The following is a 17,146-nucleotide window of genomic DNA, read 5'->3' on the forward strand; positions in this document are numbered from 1 at the left end:
TTCCCTATTAAGACGACAACGTCCGAATCAAATTCTGAAAATCTTCTTTAATTTCATGAGTTTCTTCTTTGAGTGACTCAATCTTGCGCACTGCATGCAACACTGTTGTATGGTCACGCCCACCAAAAGCATCGCCAATTTCCGGCAAGCTGTGGTTAGTCAGCTCTTTTGATAACGCCATTGCCATTTGTCGTGGCCTGGCCACCGAACGCGAGCGGCGTTTTGACAATAAATCAGCCACCCGGATTTTATAGTACTCAGCAACGGTTTTTTGAATATTCTCGATGGTCACCAGTTTGTCCTGCAGCGCCAGTAGATCGCGCAGCGACTCGCGGACAAAATCAATGGTGATCGGCCGGCCCGTGAAGTTGGCATTGGCCGTGATACGGTTTAATGCACCCTCCAATTCCCTAACATTGGAACGAAGACGTTTTGCGACGAAAAATGCCACTTCCTCCGGTAACCGGATATTATTTTCCTGGGCTTTTCGCATCAGGATCGCGACCCGGGTTTCCAGCTCAGGTGGCTCGATCGCGATAGTTAAACCCCAGCCAAATCGGCTTTTTAGCCGCTCTTCAACACCGTCGATTTCTTTTGGATAACGGTCAGAAGTTAAAATGATCTGCTGATTACCTTCAAGCAAGGCATTGAAAGTATGAAAGAATTCTTCTTGCGAACGATCTTTTTTGGCAAAAAACTGAATATCATCGATGAGCAAAGCGTCAACGGATCGGTAATACCGCTTAAATTCTTCAATAGCATTATTTTGCAGCGCTTTAACCATATCCTGCACAAATCGCTCTGAGTGCATATAGATGACTTTCGCGTCTGGTTTTTTCGCCAGAATGCCGTTACCGACCGCATGTAATAAGTGAGTTTTACCAAGACCAGTGCCACCATAAATAAACAGTGGGTTGTAAGCGGTTCCTGGATTGTCGGCGACCTGACTGGCCGCAGCGCGCGCCAACTGGTTCGATTTACCTTCAACAAAGTTGTCAAAGGTATAATTGGCACGAACATTACTGCGGGCAATAGTTTTTGGTGCTGGTTCAGCGACTTCTGCCGTTTGTACCGCCTGAGTAGGTGCTATATGGTTGGTTCGCGCAGGTACCGGGGCTTTGACGGCCTTTTGACTGCTGCCGACTTCAAACCGCAGGCGTGGTGCATGATCGCCACAATAATCATGGATCAGTTCATTGATCCGATTCAGGTATTTGTCCCGAACCCAATCGAGCACAAAGCGGTTTGGTGCAAATAAGGTAAGCGCATCATGAGAACTGTCGGCTTGCAATGGCCGGATCCACATGCTGAATTGCTGTGCGGGCAATTCAGACTGGAGTGCTTCAAGGCAATTTTGCCAGACTGACTGATACACCATATCTCCAAAAGCCCCGAATAATTATTATTTAGCAAGGCAGGCGTTATGCAAAGACCGGCATTATGGTCTGATCTTATCCACAACTGCAATATTGACTTTTTGAAAAATGCTTCATTTGGCCAAGATATAAGGCATCTATTTGTTTTTAAACAAATAATAACCATTATACAAATTGATAATACCGAAAGAATTGCAAAGACGATTCGGAAATATCAGGGAGATAAAAAGCATTTAATTCACATTTTATCCCGTGGCAGACGCCAGCCTGTGGAAAACTCTGACTGATCAGCGCAAATACAAGGATCGGATCGTTATTTAACCAAGGATCGCATTGACAAGCACCCACTTAATCCTTAAAATTCGCGCTCTTTTGAAATCGCTGCGTTTTGGTACTTTACTAAAACACAGATAAACCTTAGTAAATATCGACCGGACGGACGAAGTTATGAAAAGAACATTTCAACCTAGCGTTTTAAAACGTGCTCGCGTTCACGGTTTTCGTGCACGTATGGCTACTAAAAATGGCCGTGCAGTATTAGCGCGTCGCCGTGCTAAAGGCCGCAAGCGCTTAACAGTCTAGTCAGATTATAAAGCGCTGCGTGGTCAGCTATACCTTCAGCAGGGAGTTACGTCTGTTAACTCCCCGCGAATTCGACAATGTCTTCCAGAACCCATTCCGGGTTGCGTCTCCTCTGTTTACCATCCTTTGTAAACCTAATTCTTCAGTTACGCCGCGTATTGGTCTGACGATCGCAAAAAAACGTGTTAAATTAGCCGTGCAACGCAACCGTATCAAACGTTGTGCCCGCGACAGTTTTCGTTTACATCAACATCAGCTGCCACCGGTAGATTTGGTTTTGATGGTTAAAGGTGATATCAGCAACACGGATAATGAAGAGTTACACAAACAACTGGAGCGGTTATGGAGCAAAATCTCCCGCCAGTACCTCGCACTTCAGCCCAAGTCTTAATCAAGGCAATAACAGGCTATCAGCGTTGTATCAGTCCACTGTTTGGTCCCAGTTGTCGTTTTTACCCCAGCTGTTCGCATTATGCGATTGAAGCCTTAGAACGCTTCGGTCCAATAAAAGGCTGTTGGTTAACTACCAAACGCCTATTAAAATGTCACCCTTTACATCCGGGTGGTGATGATCCAGTTCCGGAAAAGCCAAAGAGATAAGCCCACACATGGAATCGCTACGCAGTTTTTTAGTTATTGCCCTGGCCTTAGTCAGTTTTTTATTATGGCAACAATGGCAGGTTGATTATGGTCCGAAGCCGGTTGTTGCAACGCAAGCTACACCAGCCACGCAAACCACCACCACTTCGGCTGATTTGCAGTTAAGCGGTGCAGTTCCAGCGACTCCAGCTGCTGCAGTCACCACCGCGAGTGCAGTGCAATTAGTTGAAGTTAAAACTGATGTGCTGACGGTGAAAATCAACACCCAAGGTGGTGATATTGTTGGCCTGGAATTACCAGGTTTTACCGTATCGCAGGAGAACCCTTCTTCTTACCAACTGATGCGTCAACTGAATGGTTTTGAATATGTAGCCCAATCCGGTTTACTCGGTGACGGTCCGGATGACAAAAAAGCCCCACGTCAAACTTACCAGGTTGCCCAAACCAGTTATCAGCTGGCGAATGGTCAAGCTGAATTGGTGGTGCCATTTACGTTACAGCACAATGGTTTACTGATTGAAAAACGTTTCATTTTCACTGCGGGCAAATATGATGTCCGGGTTGAATATTCAGTAACCAACCAGGGCGACGGCAGCAAAGTTGTCCAGCCTTATTATCATTTCGCCCAAACCATCGACAATGGCGAAGGCAGCAACATGATGATGCCGGTCTACCGTGGTGGTGCGTACTCTACCGCTGAACAACGTTATGAAAAATTCTCCTTTGAAGATATGGCCGACGCCAATCTGAGTCTGAGCACCAAAGGCGGTTGGGTCAGCATGCTGGAGCACTACTTCGTTGCAGCCTGGGTACCACAAGCGGAAGATACCAATCAGCTATATAGCTTGGTGTCAGGAAATTTAGGCGTTATTGGCGCACAAGGTCCTCAATCAAGTATCGCAGTTGGCGAAACCAAAACTTTCAGTGCTATTTTTTATGCCGGTCCAAAGGATCAGGACAACCTGAAGTTATTGGCGAACGGTCTGGATCTGACCGTCGACTACGGCATTTTGTGGTTCATTTCACAACCACTGTTCTGGTTCCTGCAATTTATCCACGGCATCGTTGGCAACTGGGGTATCGCGATTATCGCTATCACCCTGCTGGTTAAAGGCGCTTTGTTCCCACTGACCAAAGTTCAGTACGAATCGATGGCGAAGATGCGTAATCTGAAGCCGAAAATCGATGAACTGCAAGCCCGTTACAAAGACGACCGTCAAAAGATGGGTCCGGCGATGATGGAACTGTATCGGAAAGAGAAAGTGAACCCGATGGGTGGCTGTCTGCCGATGTTAATTCAGTTACCGATTTTCCTGGCGCTGTACTGGGTGTTTGTGGAAAGTGTTGAATTGCGTCAGGCGCCATTTATGCTGTGGATCACCGACTTATCAGTACAAGACCCGTATTACGTCTTACCGGTACTTTACGGGATCAGCATGTTTATCATGCAAAAACTGACGCCGATGACCGTCACCGATCCAATGCAGGCGAAGATTATGCTATGGATGCCAGTGGCCTTCTCCGTGTTCTTCCTGTGGTTCCCAAGCGGACTGGTATTGTACTGGGTCGTCAGTAACTTAGTATCACTGGGTCAGATGCTCTATATCTACCGTGGTATGGAGAAAAAAGGCTTGTACGTGCGCGAAGCCAAATAACCGCGATTTGCTTACCCGCCTGCAAATGCCCATTCCAAAAATGGGCATTTTTTATTGGCAAGGAAGGCTTTTAAGTCAAGAATGTAGAAGCAGAAATTGCTGACCGGTCAGCATCCTGACACCACTACAGCAACTAATAATCCGAGGTTTGTATGTACACATCAGATACCATCGCCGCTCAGGCTACTGCCCCCGGACGCGCCGGTGTTGGCATTTTGCGGGTATCTGGCCCGGCAGCCAAAGCAGTGGCGCAAGCAGTGCTACATCGATTGCCAAAACCACGTTCTGCTGAATATCTAGCGTTTTATGACGCGGACGGTACTGTTTTAGATCAGGGCATAGCGCTGTATTTTCCAGGCCCTAATTCTTTTACCGGCGAAGATGTATTGGAATTACAAGGCCATGGCGGACCCGTGTTATTGGATATGTTGCTACGCCGGTTGTTGCAGTTAACCGGTGTGCGTATTGCCCGTCCCGGTGAATTTTCCGAGCGGGCTTTTCTGAACGACAAACTGGATTTAACCCAAGCCGAAGCGATTGCCGACTTAATTGATGCCAGCTCAGAACAAGCAGCCCGTTCTGCCATGCAATCATTGCAGGGTGAATTTTCAAATAAAATCCATGCGTTAGTCGAGAAAGTCATTTACCTGCGAATGTACGTCGAAGCGGCCATTGATTTTCCTGACGAAGAAATCGACTTTTTATCCGATGGGAAAGTGGCCGGCGACCTGGCTAGCATCATCAGCGATTTAACCGGGATTCAAAAACAAGCCACCCAAGGAAGTATCTTACGTGAAGGCATGAAAGTGGTGATTGCCGGCCGGCCAAATGCCGGCAAATCAAGTTTACTGAACGCCTTGGCTGGTCGTGAAGCGGCGATTGTCACTGACATTGCTGGCACCACCCGCGACGTACTACGTGAACACATCCATATCGACGGTATGCCGCTGCATATCATCGATACCGCAGGTTTGCGTGAAGCAACCGACAAAGTCGAGCAGATTGGCATAGAGCGCGCCTGGCAGGAAATTCTGCAGGCAGATCGGGTGCTGTTTATGGTCGACAGCACCACCACCGATGCCACCAGCCCAAAAGACATCTGGCCGGAATTTATTGAACGTTTGCCTGCGACCTTAGGTGTCACTGTTGTTCGGAACAAAGCGGACTTAACGGGTGAACAAATCGGCGCCAATGCTCAGGGCGACACACCGGTTTTTCACATTTCTGCCAAAACCAATCAGGGCATTGATGCGCTGCGCGACCATCTCAAAGCCTGTATCGGCTTTGAAGCCAGCACTGAAGGTAGTTTTATCGCCAGACGCCGTCACCTGGATGCTTTACAACGTGCTATGGAGCATTTAGACATTGGTGAATATCAGCTGCACAATCATTTGGCTGGCGAGTTGTTGGCAGAAGAGCTGCGGTTAACGCAGCAACAACTAAATGAAATCACCGGTGAATTTAGCTCAGATGATTTACTGGGACGGATATTTTCGAGTTTCTGTATCGGAAAATAAGCACGCTGGCAGCCCGCCACAGCTGGAACACTCTATAAAACAACGCCGCATCAAATTGCGGCGTTGTTCATTTTTGCAAAGGACAAATCAACGTTAACGGGCATAAGTCGCAGTTAAGGTTTTTTTCGCCAGCGCACTGGCATTCAGCATATAACCAATAGTTGCTGCGTTGGCGTTATCTGGCACTGCAAGTTTTGATTCTGGCAGCGCCCATACCGTGAACTGGTATCGGTGCATGCCATGGCCCGCTGGCGGGCAGGCGCCGCCAAACTCTTTGATACCGTAATCATTGCTGAAGCTACGGCTACCCGCAGGCATTTTACCACCGGTCGAGCCAGCGCCTTGACTCAGACTTTGGGTATCGGCTGGGATATCAACCACTAACCAATGCCACCAACCAGCACCTGTTGGTGCATCCGGATCGTAAGCGGTAATGGCAATACTTTTGGTGCCAGCCGGCAGGTTTTTCCATTGTAGCGCCGGAGATTTGTTGCCGCCGGCACAACCAAAACCTGCAAATTCAAAAGTATTGGCCATAAAATGACCTTCTTTAATATCCGGGCTGGATAACTCAATCGCGCTGGCTGATAACGACGTCGCCAATATGGCCAAAGCGCACAATAATGGTTTCATAGGGTTCCTTGTGTCTGGTTTTAGTTATTAAATTACGAGTAGATTATTTACATCTATTCGTTTTGAAAATTCACCGCACAACCTTAGCTGACAGGATTTAATTTTGCAGCGTTTTGTTGTAACCACTGATAAAACTGCGACTTCGGCAAAGCGCCAGCCAGCTGCGCAATCATGGTTCCTTGTTGAAACAACATCAGCGTTGGGATCGACCGGATCTGAAACTGCGCCGCCAATTGTTGCTGCTGTTCAGTATTAATTTTACCAAAGCGAAAATTTGGTTCCAGTTCGCGTGCAGCCTGGCTGAATACCGGCGCAAAATTAAGACAAGGCCCACACCAGCTGGCCCAAAAATCCAGCACTATCGGCAATTCTGATTTTTGCACCAGATTAGCAAAGTTTGCGCTGGTAATGTCCACTGGCTGACCACTGAACAACGGCTGTTTGCATTTACCACAAACCGGTGCAGCAGCGAGCTTTTCAGCCGGGATCCGGTTTAAACCGGCGCAATGCGGGCAGGCAATAATCATCAAAATTCTCCAAGAAGCATGTGTTAGTTGATCTTGGGTTGAACCATATTAGCTTCAAGGAAAGGCGTCGTTAAATTGCAGATAAAAAAAACCGGCATCAAAGCCGGCTTTTTCATTCAGAGCATTTCTTACTCGCGGGTACGACGCTTCGGTGCAGCACCTGGACGCGGACCAGCACCAGCTCCAGCAGGCGCTGAAGAAGGACGACGATCACTGGCTGGACGTTCAGTACGTTCACCAGCTGCGCTACCTGTATCAACACTGATATTCAGCTTTTGCTTACGCACATAAACCTTTTTCAGGTGCTGGAAGATTTCGGTTGGGATATCTGCCGGCAGCTCAACGGTAGAGAAATGATCAAACAGTTTAATGTTACCAATGAACTGGCTGTCGATATTGGCTTCATTGGCGATAGCACCAACGATGTCACCAGCGCGTACGCCGTGCTCTTTACCCACTTCAATCCGGTACGTGTTGTAGTTACCCTGCATTTCGCGACGTGGACGTGGTGCACGCTCTGGACGGTCACCTGAACGCTCCGGACGATCACCACGCTCAAAACGGGCTGGACGTTCACCTGAGCGCTCAGCTGGACGATCCGGGCGATCACCACGGGCATGCGGTTCACGGATTTCCGGGAACTGCTTGGCCACGTTTAACGGCTGATCTTTTTGCGCCATAAACAACAATGCAGCAGCTAAATCTGCATCGGTTGTTTCCAGCTTTTCACGCCAGTCATTGATTAAGTCCTGGAAGAAACTTAAGTTTTTCGCTTCGATAGTGTTGGCAAGCGTGGCACGGAAAGTTTCGATACGACGTTGTTCAATCACTTCACCGGTTGGCAGCGACATTTTTTCAATCGGCTGACGGGTGGCAACTTCAATAGTGCGCAGTAAACGGCGTTCACGTGGCGACACGAATAAAATCGCTTTACCTTCACGACCAGCACGGCCAGTACGACCAATCCGGTGCACATAAGCTTCACTGTCGTACGGAATGTCATAGTTAATAACCAGACTAATCCGTTCCACATCCAGACCACGGGCAGCAACGTCGGTTGCCACAATCACGTCAATCTGGCTGGCTTTTAAGCGGCGAATAGTTTGTTCGCGGTTGGCCTGGTTCATATCGCCATTGAGGCAAGCTACAGCATAACCGCGAGCACCTAATTTTTCGGCAATTTCCTCGGTGGCACTTTTGGTGCGGACGAAAATGATGCTGGCATCATATTCTTCACCTTCCAGCACGCGGGTTAACGCGTCCAGTTTCTGATTGCTGTCCAGCATCACATAACGCTGAGAAATACGCTCGACAGTGCTGGTTTTAGATTCGATTTTGATTTCATGCGCATTTTTTAAATGCTTTTGCGCAATGGCACGGATTTGTGAAGGCATAGTTGCAGAGAACATTGCAACCTGACGACCGGCTGGCGTGGCATCCATAATGGTCTGCACGTCATCGATAAAACCCATCCGCAGCATTTCATCGGCTTCATCCAGCACGATGGCGCGTAATTTATCCAGCTTTAACGTGCCGCGATCTAAGTGATCAAGGATACGACCTGGCGTACCGACAATGACTTGCGAACCGCGTTTTAACGATTTCAGCTGGTTTGTGTAACTTTGACCGCCATATAAAGGCAGTACATGGAATGCTGGCATAAAGCGGGCATAAGCCTGGAAAGCTTCAGCAACCTGAATCGCCAGTTCACGGGTTGGTGCTAATACAAGAATTTGTGGTTCATTTTGCGCCGGATCAAGCCGGGCTAACAGTGGCAGCGCAAAGGCAGCTGTTTTACCAGTACCAGTTTGCGCCTGACCCAGTAAATCTTCTCCCGCTAACAGTTTTGGGATGGCCGCCGCCTGGATAGGCGATGGAGTTTCATAACCCAATTCTGTTACTGCACGTAACAAGGGTTCCGGCAGCATTAGCTGGGAAAAAGTCAGGGACTCAGACATATATTGTAAAACCTCAATAACACGCAGGCGATGGTGGTTGTGCTATTGTAGTTTTACAGAGCCTGCTTTGCTGTAAAAATACCCCAAACGTACAAAAGCATGGCTTTGCACGTTTTTATTCCAGTAGTATAGCCAATCATTTTACTGACATAGGTTTGACAGATGATTGAGATCCTCGTGGGCAGCCAAATGGGTGCAGCGGAATACACTGCAGAACAAGTAGCTGATACACTGGTACAAGCGGGTTATGAAGTCAGGCTGCATCTGACACCCGATTTAGAACAACTAGCCAGGAACTCTACCTGGTTAGTGATCACCTCGACCTACGGTGCGGGTGATCTGCCCGACAATATCCAACCCTTTGCGGATCAATTAGCACAAGATCGAAGTGATCTTACCACAGTTTCCTATGCCGTGATCACTTTAGGTGATTCGAGCTATGATACTTTTTGTCTGGCGGGCAGGAAAATTGAAACGTTACTGGCTGCAAAACAAGCTTCAACGCTCGGAATAAAACTAGATATCGACGTACTGACCGCAGATTTGCCGGAAGATCAGGCTCTCGTCTGGTTACCGCAGTTTATGGCTTTAATAAGTTAAACAACACGTCACTTTATAAACGACTACTTAGTCGGCCGATCGCCGGTGAATTGCTTCCTGCATTTTTCGGCAAACTATCCATGGAAATAAAAAAAGGCGGGCATTTCAGCCCGCCAAATACACAAGTCACTTTCCAGAAACTGGATGTCTTAAACAAGTCAACCAGTTGATTGCAGCAATTCACAATCAACTGACTGCAGTATCTGCTTCTTTAAAATCAAACTCTTAATATCAATCTGATAAAAGCGTGATAAAAGCCGGATCCTGGTTATGATCAAGCTATACCTAGTTACCCACAGTTTTAGAACATTTTAATAGTTAATGTGTATAACTAAGGTATAAGCAGGTGTATATGCTGGTATTATCCTCTGTATCAAATTAATCGAGATCCGGCCTGTGTATAAGTAGGCGACTTAAACACAGGATCAACCGCAGTGGATCCGGATCAGATCACAGTTTAGATCTTTCGTAAGATCTTGATCCTTTGACGTAAAAGCAGCTTATCCACCTAAAACGGCTTCTCTAATAGTAAGAGTAATAAGAAGATCTAAATAAAGATCTTTAAATATATTAAGAGATCTTCAAGGATCGTGATCGAATTTTAGTCGTTCCGTTTCAGGGCAGATCCAGTTACAATACGTGCCCCTTTTTTAGCATTCAGCTTGAAGTACCAGAGGCCAATATGTTGTTCCAACAAAGTTATGATGTGATTGTGGTTGGTGGTGGTCATGCCGGCACCGAGGCTGCGTTGGCAGCCGCACGGATGGGCATGCAGACTTTATTGCTGACTCATAACGTCGAGACTTTGGGCTTAATGTCTTGCAATCCGGCAATTGGCGGCATTGGCAAAGGTCATCTGGTCAAAGAAATAGACGCCTTAGGTGGCGCCATGGCAAAAGCGACGGATCTGGCCGGGATCCAGTTTCGCACGCTGAATAGTTCAAAAGGCCCGGCAGTACGTGCCACACGTGCTCAGGCTGATCGACAGTTGTATCGGGCAGCTATTCGTACCACTTTAGAAAACCAGCCAAATCTACAGATCTTTCAACAAGCTTGTGATGATCTGATCGTTGAAAATCATCAGGTTTGTGGTGTTGTAACCCAAATGGGCTTGAAGTTCACGGCCAAAACTGTGGTGCTGACGGTTGGAACCTTTTTAGGCGGACAGATCCATATTGGCCTAGAAAATTACAGTGGTGGTCGTGCTGGTGATCCTCCATCCATTGCACTGGCAAGACGGTTACGGGATCTTCCGTTCCGGGTTGGTCGATTAAAAACCGGCACTCCTCCGCGCATAGATGCGCGTAGCGTCGATTTTAGCAAAATGCAGCCACAGCCAGGTGATACCCCGGTGCCTGTGATGTCGTTTATGGGCAAGATCAGCGATCATCCGCAACAAATTCCTTGTTACATCACCTACACCAATCAGCAAACACACGACATCATCCGTGGTGGTTTAGACAGATCACCGATGTACACCGGTGTGATTGAAGGCGTAGGTCCAAGGTACTGTCCTTCGATCGAAGATAAGATCAACCGTTTTGCTGACAAAGATAAACACCAGATCTTTATCGAACCTGAAGGTTTAACCACACACGAGCTCTATCCAAACGGCATCTCAACGAGCTTGCCTTTTGACGTGCAACTGGCGCTGGTGCATTCAATTCCAGGTTTGGAAAACGCGCATATCACCCGGCCTGGATATGCCATCGAGTATGATTTCTTTGATCCACGGGATATGAAAACATCACTCGAAACCAAATTTATCAAAGGTTTATTCTTTGCAGGCCAGATCAATGGCACCACAGGCTACGAAGAAGCTGGTGCACAAGGTTTACTGGCTGGTCTCAATGCAGCATTGTTGGTTCAGGAAAAAGACGCCTGGATCCCAAGCCGCGATCAGGCTTATACCGGCGTATTGGTCGACGATCTGACCACCATGGGCACCAAAGAGCCGTACCGGATGTTTACCAGCCGTGCTGAATATCGGCTGATGTTGCGCGAAGATAACGCTGACTCCCGCTTAACCGCGAAAGGCCGTGAATTGGGCTTGGTTGATGATGTGCGCTGGGCGGCATTTAATATCAAAATGGAACAAATTGAACTGGAACGCCAACGCCTGAAACAGAACTGGATCCATCCGCAGCATGCAGCAGTCGCGCAGGTGAACGCACTGGTAAAAACACCGTTAAGCCGTGAAGCGAGCCTGGAAGATCTGATCCGCCGTCCGGAAGTCAATTATCTGGATCTAATGGCGATCGAGGGTGTCGGTCCGGCTTTGATTGATCCGGCTGCTGCCGAACAAGTAGAAATTCAGATCAAGTACGAAGGTTATATCAATCGGCAGCAAGATGAGATTGCCAAACACGAACGTAATGAAAACAGTCGTTTACCAACCCAGTTTGATTATTCAGTGGTGAAAGGATTATCGAACGAAGTGGTGATGAAACTTAATCAGTCATTACCGGAAACTGTTGGCCAGGCCTCACGCATTCAGGGTATTACTCCAGCTGCTATTTCGTTGTTGCTGGTCTATCTGAAAAAACAGGGTTTATTGCGAAAGTCTGCGTAACTTGATGATTGTAAATATTTTAATGGCGAATACATGAACCACTTGTTGGAAAAATTAACGAAACTGGTGGCACAAACCAGTTTGCAGTTGTCAGAGTTACAGTTACAACAGCTGGTGCAATACGTGCAGTTGTTAGACAAATGGAACGGCGCTTATAACCTGACATCGGTGCGTGATCCGGAAGAAATGCTGGTTAAACACATCATGGACAGCCTGGTGGTAGCGCCTTTTATCCAGGGCGAACGAATTATTGATGTTGGCACTGGCCCGGGGCTTCCCGGGATCCCACTGGCGATTTGTTTTCCGGAAAAACAATTTACTTTGCTCGATAGTCTTGGCAAAAGGATCCGGTTTTTAAATCAGGTCAAATTGCAACTGGGATTAAAAAATGTCACGCCATTGCAAAGCCGGGTTGAAGATCATCAGCCGGAACAAGGTTATGACGTCGTGTTGAGTCGTGCTTTTGCGTCTTTAAGTGATATGATCGGTTGGTGCGCACATTTACCGGCAGCAAATGGCCAGTTTCTAGCCATGAAAGGCGCCCAGGCGCAGGAAGAAATTGCAGCTTTGCCTGATTTTGTTAAAGTTGTCGCCAGTGAAACTTTGCAGGTCCCAGAGCTGAACGGCCAGCGTTATTTGGTGGTTGTGCAGAAGGTTCTGCAAAAAACGGCGCAGAAGGTTGCAATTCAGGCTGATTGATCGAGGGAGTACTGTGGGAAAAATCATCGCAATTGCGAATCAGAAAGGTGGTGTTGGCAAAACCACCACCGCAGTAAATCTGGCCGCATCTATGGCCGCTACCAAACGCAAAGTATTGTTGATTGACCTGGATCCACAGGGCAATGCCACTATGGGCAGCGGCGTGGACAAATACGAAGTTGCCGCAACTGCCTATGAATTACTGGTGGAAGAAAAACCACTGCCTGAAGTGGTCGTCACTGAAACCGCCGGTGGTTACCATTTGGTCGCAGCGAATTCTGATGTCACCGCGGCTGAAGTGCGGTTGCTGGATGTATTTGCGCGTGAGCTGCGTTTGCGAAATGCCCTCAAAGATCATCGCGATAAATACGATTTTATTTTTATTGACTGTCCGCCATCACTGAACATGCTGACGGTCAATGCCATGGCCGCCGCTGATTCGGTGCTGGTGCCAATGCAATGTGAATATTATGCGCTGGAAGGCCTGACCGCACTGGTTGAAACCATTAACAAACTGGTGTCCGTCATCAATGCCGATCTGAAGATCGAAGGTATTCTGCGCACCATGTATGACCCGCGCAACCGCTTGGCCAATGATGTTTCTGAGCAATTAAAACGACATTTTGGTGAAAAGGTTTATCGCGCGGTGATCCCACGCAATGTGCGGTTGGCAGAAGCGCCAAGTTTTGGCACGCCGGTGATGTATTACGATAAAAGTTCGACCGGTGCTAAAGCCTATCTGGCGTTGGCCGGTGAAATATTACGACGGGCCGATAAAAAAGTCGTCAAAACCACAGCCCCAGTTTGAGATTTTAAGGAATGAGTGAACAGATGTCGGTAAAAAAACGGGGTTTAGGACGTGGTCTGGATGCATTACTGACCAATGGCAGACCGGCAGCAACAGGAAATGTCGCTCAGGCTGAAAGTCATCCGCACGAGCTACAAAAATTGCCGATTGAGTTTTTACAACCAGGTAAGTATCAGCCACGTAAAGACATGTCGCAGGATGCGCTTGAAGATTTAGCCAGTTCAATTCGCGCCCAAGGTGTGATCCAGCCAATAGTCGTGCGCCAGGTCGCTGATAACTTATACGAAATTATCGCCGGTGAAAGACGCTGGCGTGCCAGTCAGATCGCAGGTCTGGCTGAAGTCCCCTGTATTATCAAAAACGTGCCAGATGAAGCAGCTGTTGCCATCGCCCTGATTGAGAACATCCAGCGAGAAGACTTAAATGCGATGGAAGAAGCGGTTGCGCTGCAACGGTTATCGACAGAATTTGAACTGACCCATCAGCAAGTCGCTGATGCGGTGGGTAAATCCCGTACAACTGTGACCAATCTGCTGCGGTTAAATCAGCTGGCGGACGATGTCAAAACCTTGCTGGAGCATGGTGATATCGAAATGGGCCATGCCCGTGCGCTGCTGACGTTAACGCCAGAGCAGCAGTCGGATGCCGGCCGGGTCATTGCTGCAAAACAAATGACAGTACGTGAAGCGGAAGCGTTGGTACGCCGTATTCTTGAGCCACTGCCACCCAGCGAGCCCAAAGTGAAAGATCCGGATGTCGCCGCGCTCGAGCAAACACTGAGTGAGAAGTTTGCTGCACCGGTTCAGATCAGTTACAGCAAAAAAGGCAAAGGCGAATTGGTGATCGGGTATAGCAATCTGGCCGAGCTTGATGGCATTCTGGCCAAGCTTGGTGTGGCAGAGACTGAAATTTAAGCAGTTGGGTTACTAAAACCCCGACAAATACAGCAGTGACGCCGCTTTTGGTTGCAAAAATAAGGCAGTTAAGTATACTTGCGCGAGTTTTTTGCGTTGATAATTAAGCTTTTTTCTGGTGGTATTCGTTGATTTCAGCCACATCAAAACAACGCTATAGACTGATTTTAATAACTTTTTTGTCGCAATTGGCTGCTTCTTCCGTCATCGCAGCAATGGTTTTTTGGGCATTTGATGCCTTAGCGGCAAAATCGGCGTTTTACGGCGCGTTATGCGTAGTTTTGCCCCATTGTGTGTTTACGTGGTATGTGTTTCGTTTTCGAGGGACTGATCAACTGCAATTGATCCTGAAGTCCGTTTATCGCGGCGAAACCTTAAAATTTTTATTGATGGCACTGCTGGTCACTGCGGTGCTGAAACATGCTGTAATAGTCGATTGGCTATTTTTTGCCGGACTGGTGTCCGCGTTGATATTACAGATGTTTTTACCGATTTTGATTAACTACGATAATTGGGACTAACGATGGCATCTGGTGCTGAGCTTACAAGCAAAGAGTATATTACCCACCACTTGACCAACTGGAGTGTCGGCGAAGGTTTTTGGACCTGGCATGTTGATACTTTAGGCTGGTCAATTCTGACAGGTCTTATTTTCCTGTTCTCCTTCCGTGCAGTGGCAAAAAAAGCCAATGCCGGTGTCCCGACCAAATGGCAATGCGCCGTTGAAATGGTTGTGGAATTTGTCAACGACACCGTCAAAAGTACCTTTCATGGCAAAAGTGCTGTTATTGCGCCTTTAGCCCTGACTATTTTTGTCTGGGTGTTCCTGATGAACCTGATGGACTTAATTCCGGTCGACTTCATTCCTCAAGCTGCCCAGTTAATTGGCGGTGCTATGGGTTATGATCCACATCATGTCTATATGAAAGTAGTACCAACCACGGATTTGAATATGACCATCGCGCTGGCGCTGGGTGTATTTATTCTGATGATCGGTTACTCAATCAAAATCAAAGGTGTAGGCGGTTTTATTAAAGAACTGACCACCCAACCATTTAACACCCCTTGGCTGTATTGGTTTAACTTCATTCTGGAACTTGTGGCGCTGCTGGCCAAGCCACTGTCTCTGGCGCTGCGGTTATTCGGTAACCTGTACGCCGGTGAACTTATTTTCATCCTGATTGCATTGCTTGGCGTGTGGCAGTTACCACTGCACTTCCCATGGGCGATGTTTCATATTCTGGTAATTACACTGCAAGCCTTTATTTTTATGGTATTGACCGTGGTATACCTGAGTATGGCGCACGAGAAGCATTAATTTAATCGTACAGATTTCGTTTTAACTTTAACTTTAACTTTAGAAACTTGGAGAAAATCATGGAAATGGTAATTGGCTTAAAATACATCGCTGTAGCCCTGTTAATCGGTTTTGGTGCTTTAGGTACTGCAATTGGTTTCGGTACTTTAGGTGGTAAATTCCTGGAGTCTGCTGCACGTCAACCAGAATTAGCGCCTTCATTACAAGGTAAAATGTTTATCGTTGCAGGTTTAATCGACGCCATCGCGATGATCGGTGTTGCGGTTGGTCTGTACATGTTGTTCGCATTAGCACCATTCGCGGCTTAATTCTGTTTTTTAGCAGAACCATTTATTTTGTAAAATTAAGGAGAAGCGTTCGTGAATATTAACGCCACTCTCATTGGTGAGTTAATCGCGTTTTTGGTGTTCGTCATTGCCTGTATGAAATGGGTATGGCCACCAATTATCGGCGCCATTGAAACTCGTCAGCAAAAAATTGCAGATGGCCTGGCCGCGAGTGATCGCGCCGAACAGGACCTGCGTTTAGCGCAAGAGAATGCAAAAAAACAGCTGATCGAAGCCAAAGCTCAGGGCGCTGCTCTGATTGACCAGGCTAAAAAACGCGAAGCGCAGATTATCGAAGAAGCTGCGGTTAAAGCGCAGGCTGAGCGGGAAAAAATCCTGACTCAAGCCAAAGCTGAAGTCGAAGCTGAACGCATCCGTGCGAAAGAAGATTTACGTAAGCAAGTTGCTGCTTTAGCAGTAGCTGGCGCAGAACGTATTCTTCAACGTGAAATTGATGAAGCTGCTCACAGCGACATCCTGGAAAAACTGGTAGCTGAACTGTAAGAGGATGAGCCATGTCTGATTTGACGAATGTAGCTCGTCCTTATGCCAAAGCGGCGTTTGACTTTGCTGTTGAACAAAAAGCTTTGGCGGCCTGGGCGGATATGTTGTTTTTTGCTGCTGAAGTAGCGAAGAACAACGTGGTCGCCGAGCGTCTGCAAAGCAATGCTGGCGCGCAAGCGCAAGCCGAGTTTTTTATCCAGGTATGTGGTGCGCAACTCAATGAACAAGGTCAGAACTTGATTAAAGTGATGGCTGAAAACAAACGTTTATTGGCGTTGCCTGCTGTGTTTGAAGCCTTTGTAGTGCTGAAAGCCGAGTTCGAAAAAGAAGCAACCGTTGATGTTGTTTCTGCCACTGAACTCAGTTCTTCACAGCAACAAAAGCTGATTACAGCTTTATCACAGCGTTTAGCACGCAATGTTAAGTTGAACTGTAGCGTAGATCCGACAGTTGTCGGCGGTATGTTAATCAAAGCCGGTGATATGGTTATTGATGGCTCAGTTCGCGGTAAGTTAGACCGTTTAGCCACTGCGCTGCAGTCATAATTGGGGATTAGA

At 47.4% G+C, this 17,146-nt stretch carries 19 protein-coding genes; 15 read left to right on the forward strand and 4 right to left on the reverse strand.

Features of this window, described 5'->3' with window-relative positions; genetic code table 11:
- Positions 1-7: 7 nt before the first annotated feature.
- Positions 8-1,375: a chromosomal replication initiator protein DnaA gene (gene dnaA / locus A5320_RS19890; RefSeq protein WP_068069672.1), complete on the reverse strand. Its 1,368-nt coding sequence runs from the start codon at positions 1,373-1,375 to the stop codon at positions 8-10.
- A 448-nt stretch (positions 1,376-1,823) separates the two neighbouring features.
- Here dnaA and rpmH point away from each other — a divergent pair, with 448 nt between their 5' ends.
- The 5 genes from rpmH (at position 1,824) to mnmE (ending at position 5,730) form a co-directional block, all read left to right on the forward strand.
- Entirely contained in the window at positions 1,824-1,958 is a 135-nt protein-coding gene (gene rpmH / locus A5320_RS21825) for a 50S ribosomal protein L34 (RefSeq protein WP_082971935.1), read from the forward strand.
- A gap of 19 nt (positions 1,959-1,977) precedes the next feature.
- Complete coding sequence (rnpA, locus tag A5320_RS19900; RefSeq protein ID WP_068069399.1) at positions 1,978-2,349, forward strand: ribonuclease P protein component; 372 nt, start codon at positions 1,978-1,980, stop codon at positions 2,347-2,349.
- Positions 2,301-2,558, forward strand: a complete 258-nt coding sequence (yidD, locus tag A5320_RS21830) for a membrane protein insertion efficiency factor YidD (protein ID WP_082971936.1) — start codon at positions 2,301-2,303, stop codon at positions 2,556-2,558. The genes rnpA and yidD overlap by 49 nt, the downstream gene beginning before the upstream one ends.
- Before the next feature lie 8 nt (positions 2,559-2,566).
- Entirely contained in the window at positions 2,567-4,213 is a 1,647-nt protein-coding gene (yidC, locus tag A5320_RS19905; protein ID WP_068069405.1) for a membrane protein insertase YidC, read from the forward strand.
- Between the two features lie 152 nt (positions 4,214-4,365).
- Positions 4,366-5,730 carry a tRNA uridine-5-carboxymethylaminomethyl(34) synthesis GTPase MnmE gene (mnmE, locus tag A5320_RS19910; RefSeq protein ID WP_068069407.1) on the forward strand — a complete coding sequence of 455 codons (1,365 nt, stop codon included), beginning with the start codon at positions 4,366-4,368 and terminating at the stop codon, positions 5,728-5,730.
- A 93-nt stretch (positions 5,731-5,823) separates the two neighbouring features.
- Here the strand turns inward: mnmE and A5320_RS19915 are convergent, their stop codons facing one another.
- The 3 genes from A5320_RS19915 to A5320_RS19925 form a co-directional block, all read right to left on the reverse strand.
- Positions 5,824-6,363, reverse strand: a complete 540-nt coding sequence (locus A5320_RS19915; RefSeq protein ID WP_068069411.1) for a YbhB/YbcL family Raf kinase inhibitor-like protein — start codon at positions 6,361-6,363, stop codon at positions 5,824-5,826.
- An 83-nt stretch (positions 6,364-6,446) separates the two neighbouring features.
- Entirely contained in the window at positions 6,447-6,890 is a 444-nt protein-coding gene (gene trxC, locus A5320_RS19920; RefSeq protein ID WP_068069414.1) for a thioredoxin TrxC, read from the reverse strand.
- A gap of 128 nt (positions 6,891-7,018) precedes the next feature.
- Positions 7,019-8,848 (reverse strand): DEAD/DEAH box helicase, encoded by a 1,830-nt coding sequence (locus A5320_RS19925; protein WP_197490215.1) that lies wholly within the window; start codon positions 8,846-8,848, stop codon positions 7,019-7,021.
- Between the two features lie 162 nt (positions 8,849-9,010).
- On the opposite strand from A5320_RS19925, the gene mioC reads away from it, so the two are divergent.
- The 10 genes from mioC (at position 9,011) to atpH (ending at position 17,134) form a co-directional block, all read left to right on the forward strand.
- Positions 9,011-9,448 carry an FMN-binding protein MioC gene (gene mioC, locus A5320_RS19930; RefSeq protein WP_068069417.1) on the forward strand — a complete coding sequence of 146 codons (438 nt, stop codon included), beginning with the start codon at positions 9,011-9,013 and terminating at the stop codon, positions 9,446-9,448.
- A gap of 682 nt (positions 9,449-10,130) precedes the next feature.
- Entirely contained in the window at positions 10,131-12,020 is a 1,890-nt protein-coding gene (gene mnmG, locus A5320_RS19935) for a tRNA uridine-5-carboxymethylaminomethyl(34) synthesis enzyme MnmG (RefSeq protein WP_068069421.1), read from the forward strand.
- Between the two features lie 33 nt (positions 12,021-12,053).
- A complete protein-coding gene (rsmG, locus tag A5320_RS19940) occupies positions 12,054-12,719 on the forward strand; it encodes a 16S rRNA (guanine(527)-N(7))-methyltransferase RsmG (RefSeq protein ID WP_231916795.1) in 666 nt (221 codons plus the stop codon).
- Positions 12,720-12,732: 13 nt separating this feature from the next.
- Positions 12,733-13,527: a ParA family protein gene (locus tag A5320_RS19945; protein ID WP_068069424.1), complete on the forward strand. Its 795-nt coding sequence runs from the start codon at positions 12,733-12,735 to the stop codon at positions 13,525-13,527.
- A gap of 23 nt (positions 13,528-13,550) precedes the next feature.
- On the forward strand, positions 13,551-14,441 hold the full coding sequence (locus A5320_RS19950) for a ParB/RepB/Spo0J family partition protein (RefSeq protein WP_068069426.1): 891 nt from the start codon (positions 13,551-13,553) through the stop codon (positions 14,439-14,441).
- Between the two features lie 188 nt (positions 14,442-14,629).
- A complete protein-coding gene (locus A5320_RS19955) occupies positions 14,630-14,962 on the forward strand; it encodes an ATP synthase subunit I (protein ID WP_269454663.1) in 333 nt (110 codons plus the stop codon).
- Positions 14,963-14,964: 2 nt separating this feature from the next.
- Positions 14,965-15,759, forward strand: coding sequence for a F0F1 ATP synthase subunit A (gene atpB / locus A5320_RS19960; protein WP_068069434.1), 795 nt, complete (start codon positions 14,965-14,967; stop codon positions 15,757-15,759).
- Between the two features lie 59 nt (positions 15,760-15,818).
- Entirely contained in the window at positions 15,819-16,067 is a 249-nt protein-coding gene (gene atpE / locus A5320_RS19965; protein ID WP_068069439.1) for a F0F1 ATP synthase subunit C, read from the forward strand.
- Positions 16,068-16,118: 51 nt separating this feature from the next.
- Entirely contained in the window at positions 16,119-16,589 is a 471-nt protein-coding gene (gene atpF, locus A5320_RS19970; RefSeq protein ID WP_068069444.1) for a F0F1 ATP synthase subunit B, read from the forward strand.
- 11 nt (positions 16,590-16,600) lie between these two features.
- Positions 16,601-17,134, forward strand: a complete 534-nt coding sequence (atpH, locus tag A5320_RS19975) for a F0F1 ATP synthase subunit delta (protein WP_068069447.1) — start codon at positions 16,601-16,603, stop codon at positions 17,132-17,134.
- Positions 17,135-17,146: the final 12 nt, after the last annotated feature.

It is taken from the genome of Rheinheimera sp. SA_1 (assembly GCF_001669775.1).
In the GTDB taxonomy this organism is placed as follows: Bacteria; Pseudomonadota; Gammaproteobacteria; order Enterobacterales; family Alteromonadaceae; genus Pararheinheimera.

Bases quoted from the DNA above. Each gene is read 5' to 3' on its own strand.
- mioC (WP_068069417.1), top strand. From the start codon at position 9,011: ATGATTGAGATCCTCGTGGGCAGCCAAATGGGTGCAGCGGAATACACT.
- rsmG (WP_231916795.1), top strand. From the start codon at position 12,054: ATGAACCACTTGTTGGAAAAATTAACGAAACTGGTGGCACAAACCAGT.
- trxC (WP_068069414.1), bottom strand. From the start codon at position 6,890: ATGATTATTGCCTGCCCGCATTGCGCCGGTTTAAACCGGATCCCGGCT.
- yidD (WP_082971936.1), top strand. From the start codon at position 2,301: ATGGAGCAAAATCTCCCGCCAGTACCTCGCACTTCAGCCCAAGTCTTA.
- atpH (WP_068069447.1), top strand. From the start codon at position 16,601: ATGTCTGATTTGACGAATGTAGCTCGTCCTTATGCCAAAGCGGCGTTT.
- rpmH (WP_082971935.1), top strand. From the start codon at position 1,824: ATGAAAAGAACATTTCAACCTAGCGTTTTAAAACGTGCTCGCGTTCAC.
- A5320_RS19915 (WP_068069411.1), bottom strand. From the start codon at position 6,363: ATGAAACCATTATTGTGCGCTTTGGCCATATTGGCGACGTCGTTATCA.
- A5320_RS19950 (WP_068069426.1), top strand. From the start codon at position 13,551: ATGTCGGTAAAAAAACGGGGTTTAGGACGTGGTCTGGATGCATTACTG.
- mnmE (WP_068069407.1), top strand. From the start codon at position 4,366: ATGTACACATCAGATACCATCGCCGCTCAGGCTACTGCCCCCGGACGC.
- A5320_RS19925 (WP_197490215.1), bottom strand. From the start codon at position 8,848: ATGTCTGAGTCCCTGACTTTTTCCCAGCTAATGCTGCCGGAACCCTTG.
- yidC (WP_068069405.1), top strand. From the start codon at position 2,567: ATGGAATCGCTACGCAGTTTTTTAGTTATTGCCCTGGCCTTAGTCAGT.
- atpB (WP_068069434.1), top strand. From the start codon at position 14,965: ATGGCATCTGGTGCTGAGCTTACAAGCAAAGAGTATATTACCCACCAC.
- atpE (WP_068069439.1), top strand. From the start codon at position 15,819: ATGGAAATGGTAATTGGCTTAAAATACATCGCTGTAGCCCTGTTAATC.
- mnmG (WP_068069421.1), top strand. From the start codon at position 10,131: ATGTTGTTCCAACAAAGTTATGATGTGATTGTGGTTGGTGGTGGTCAT.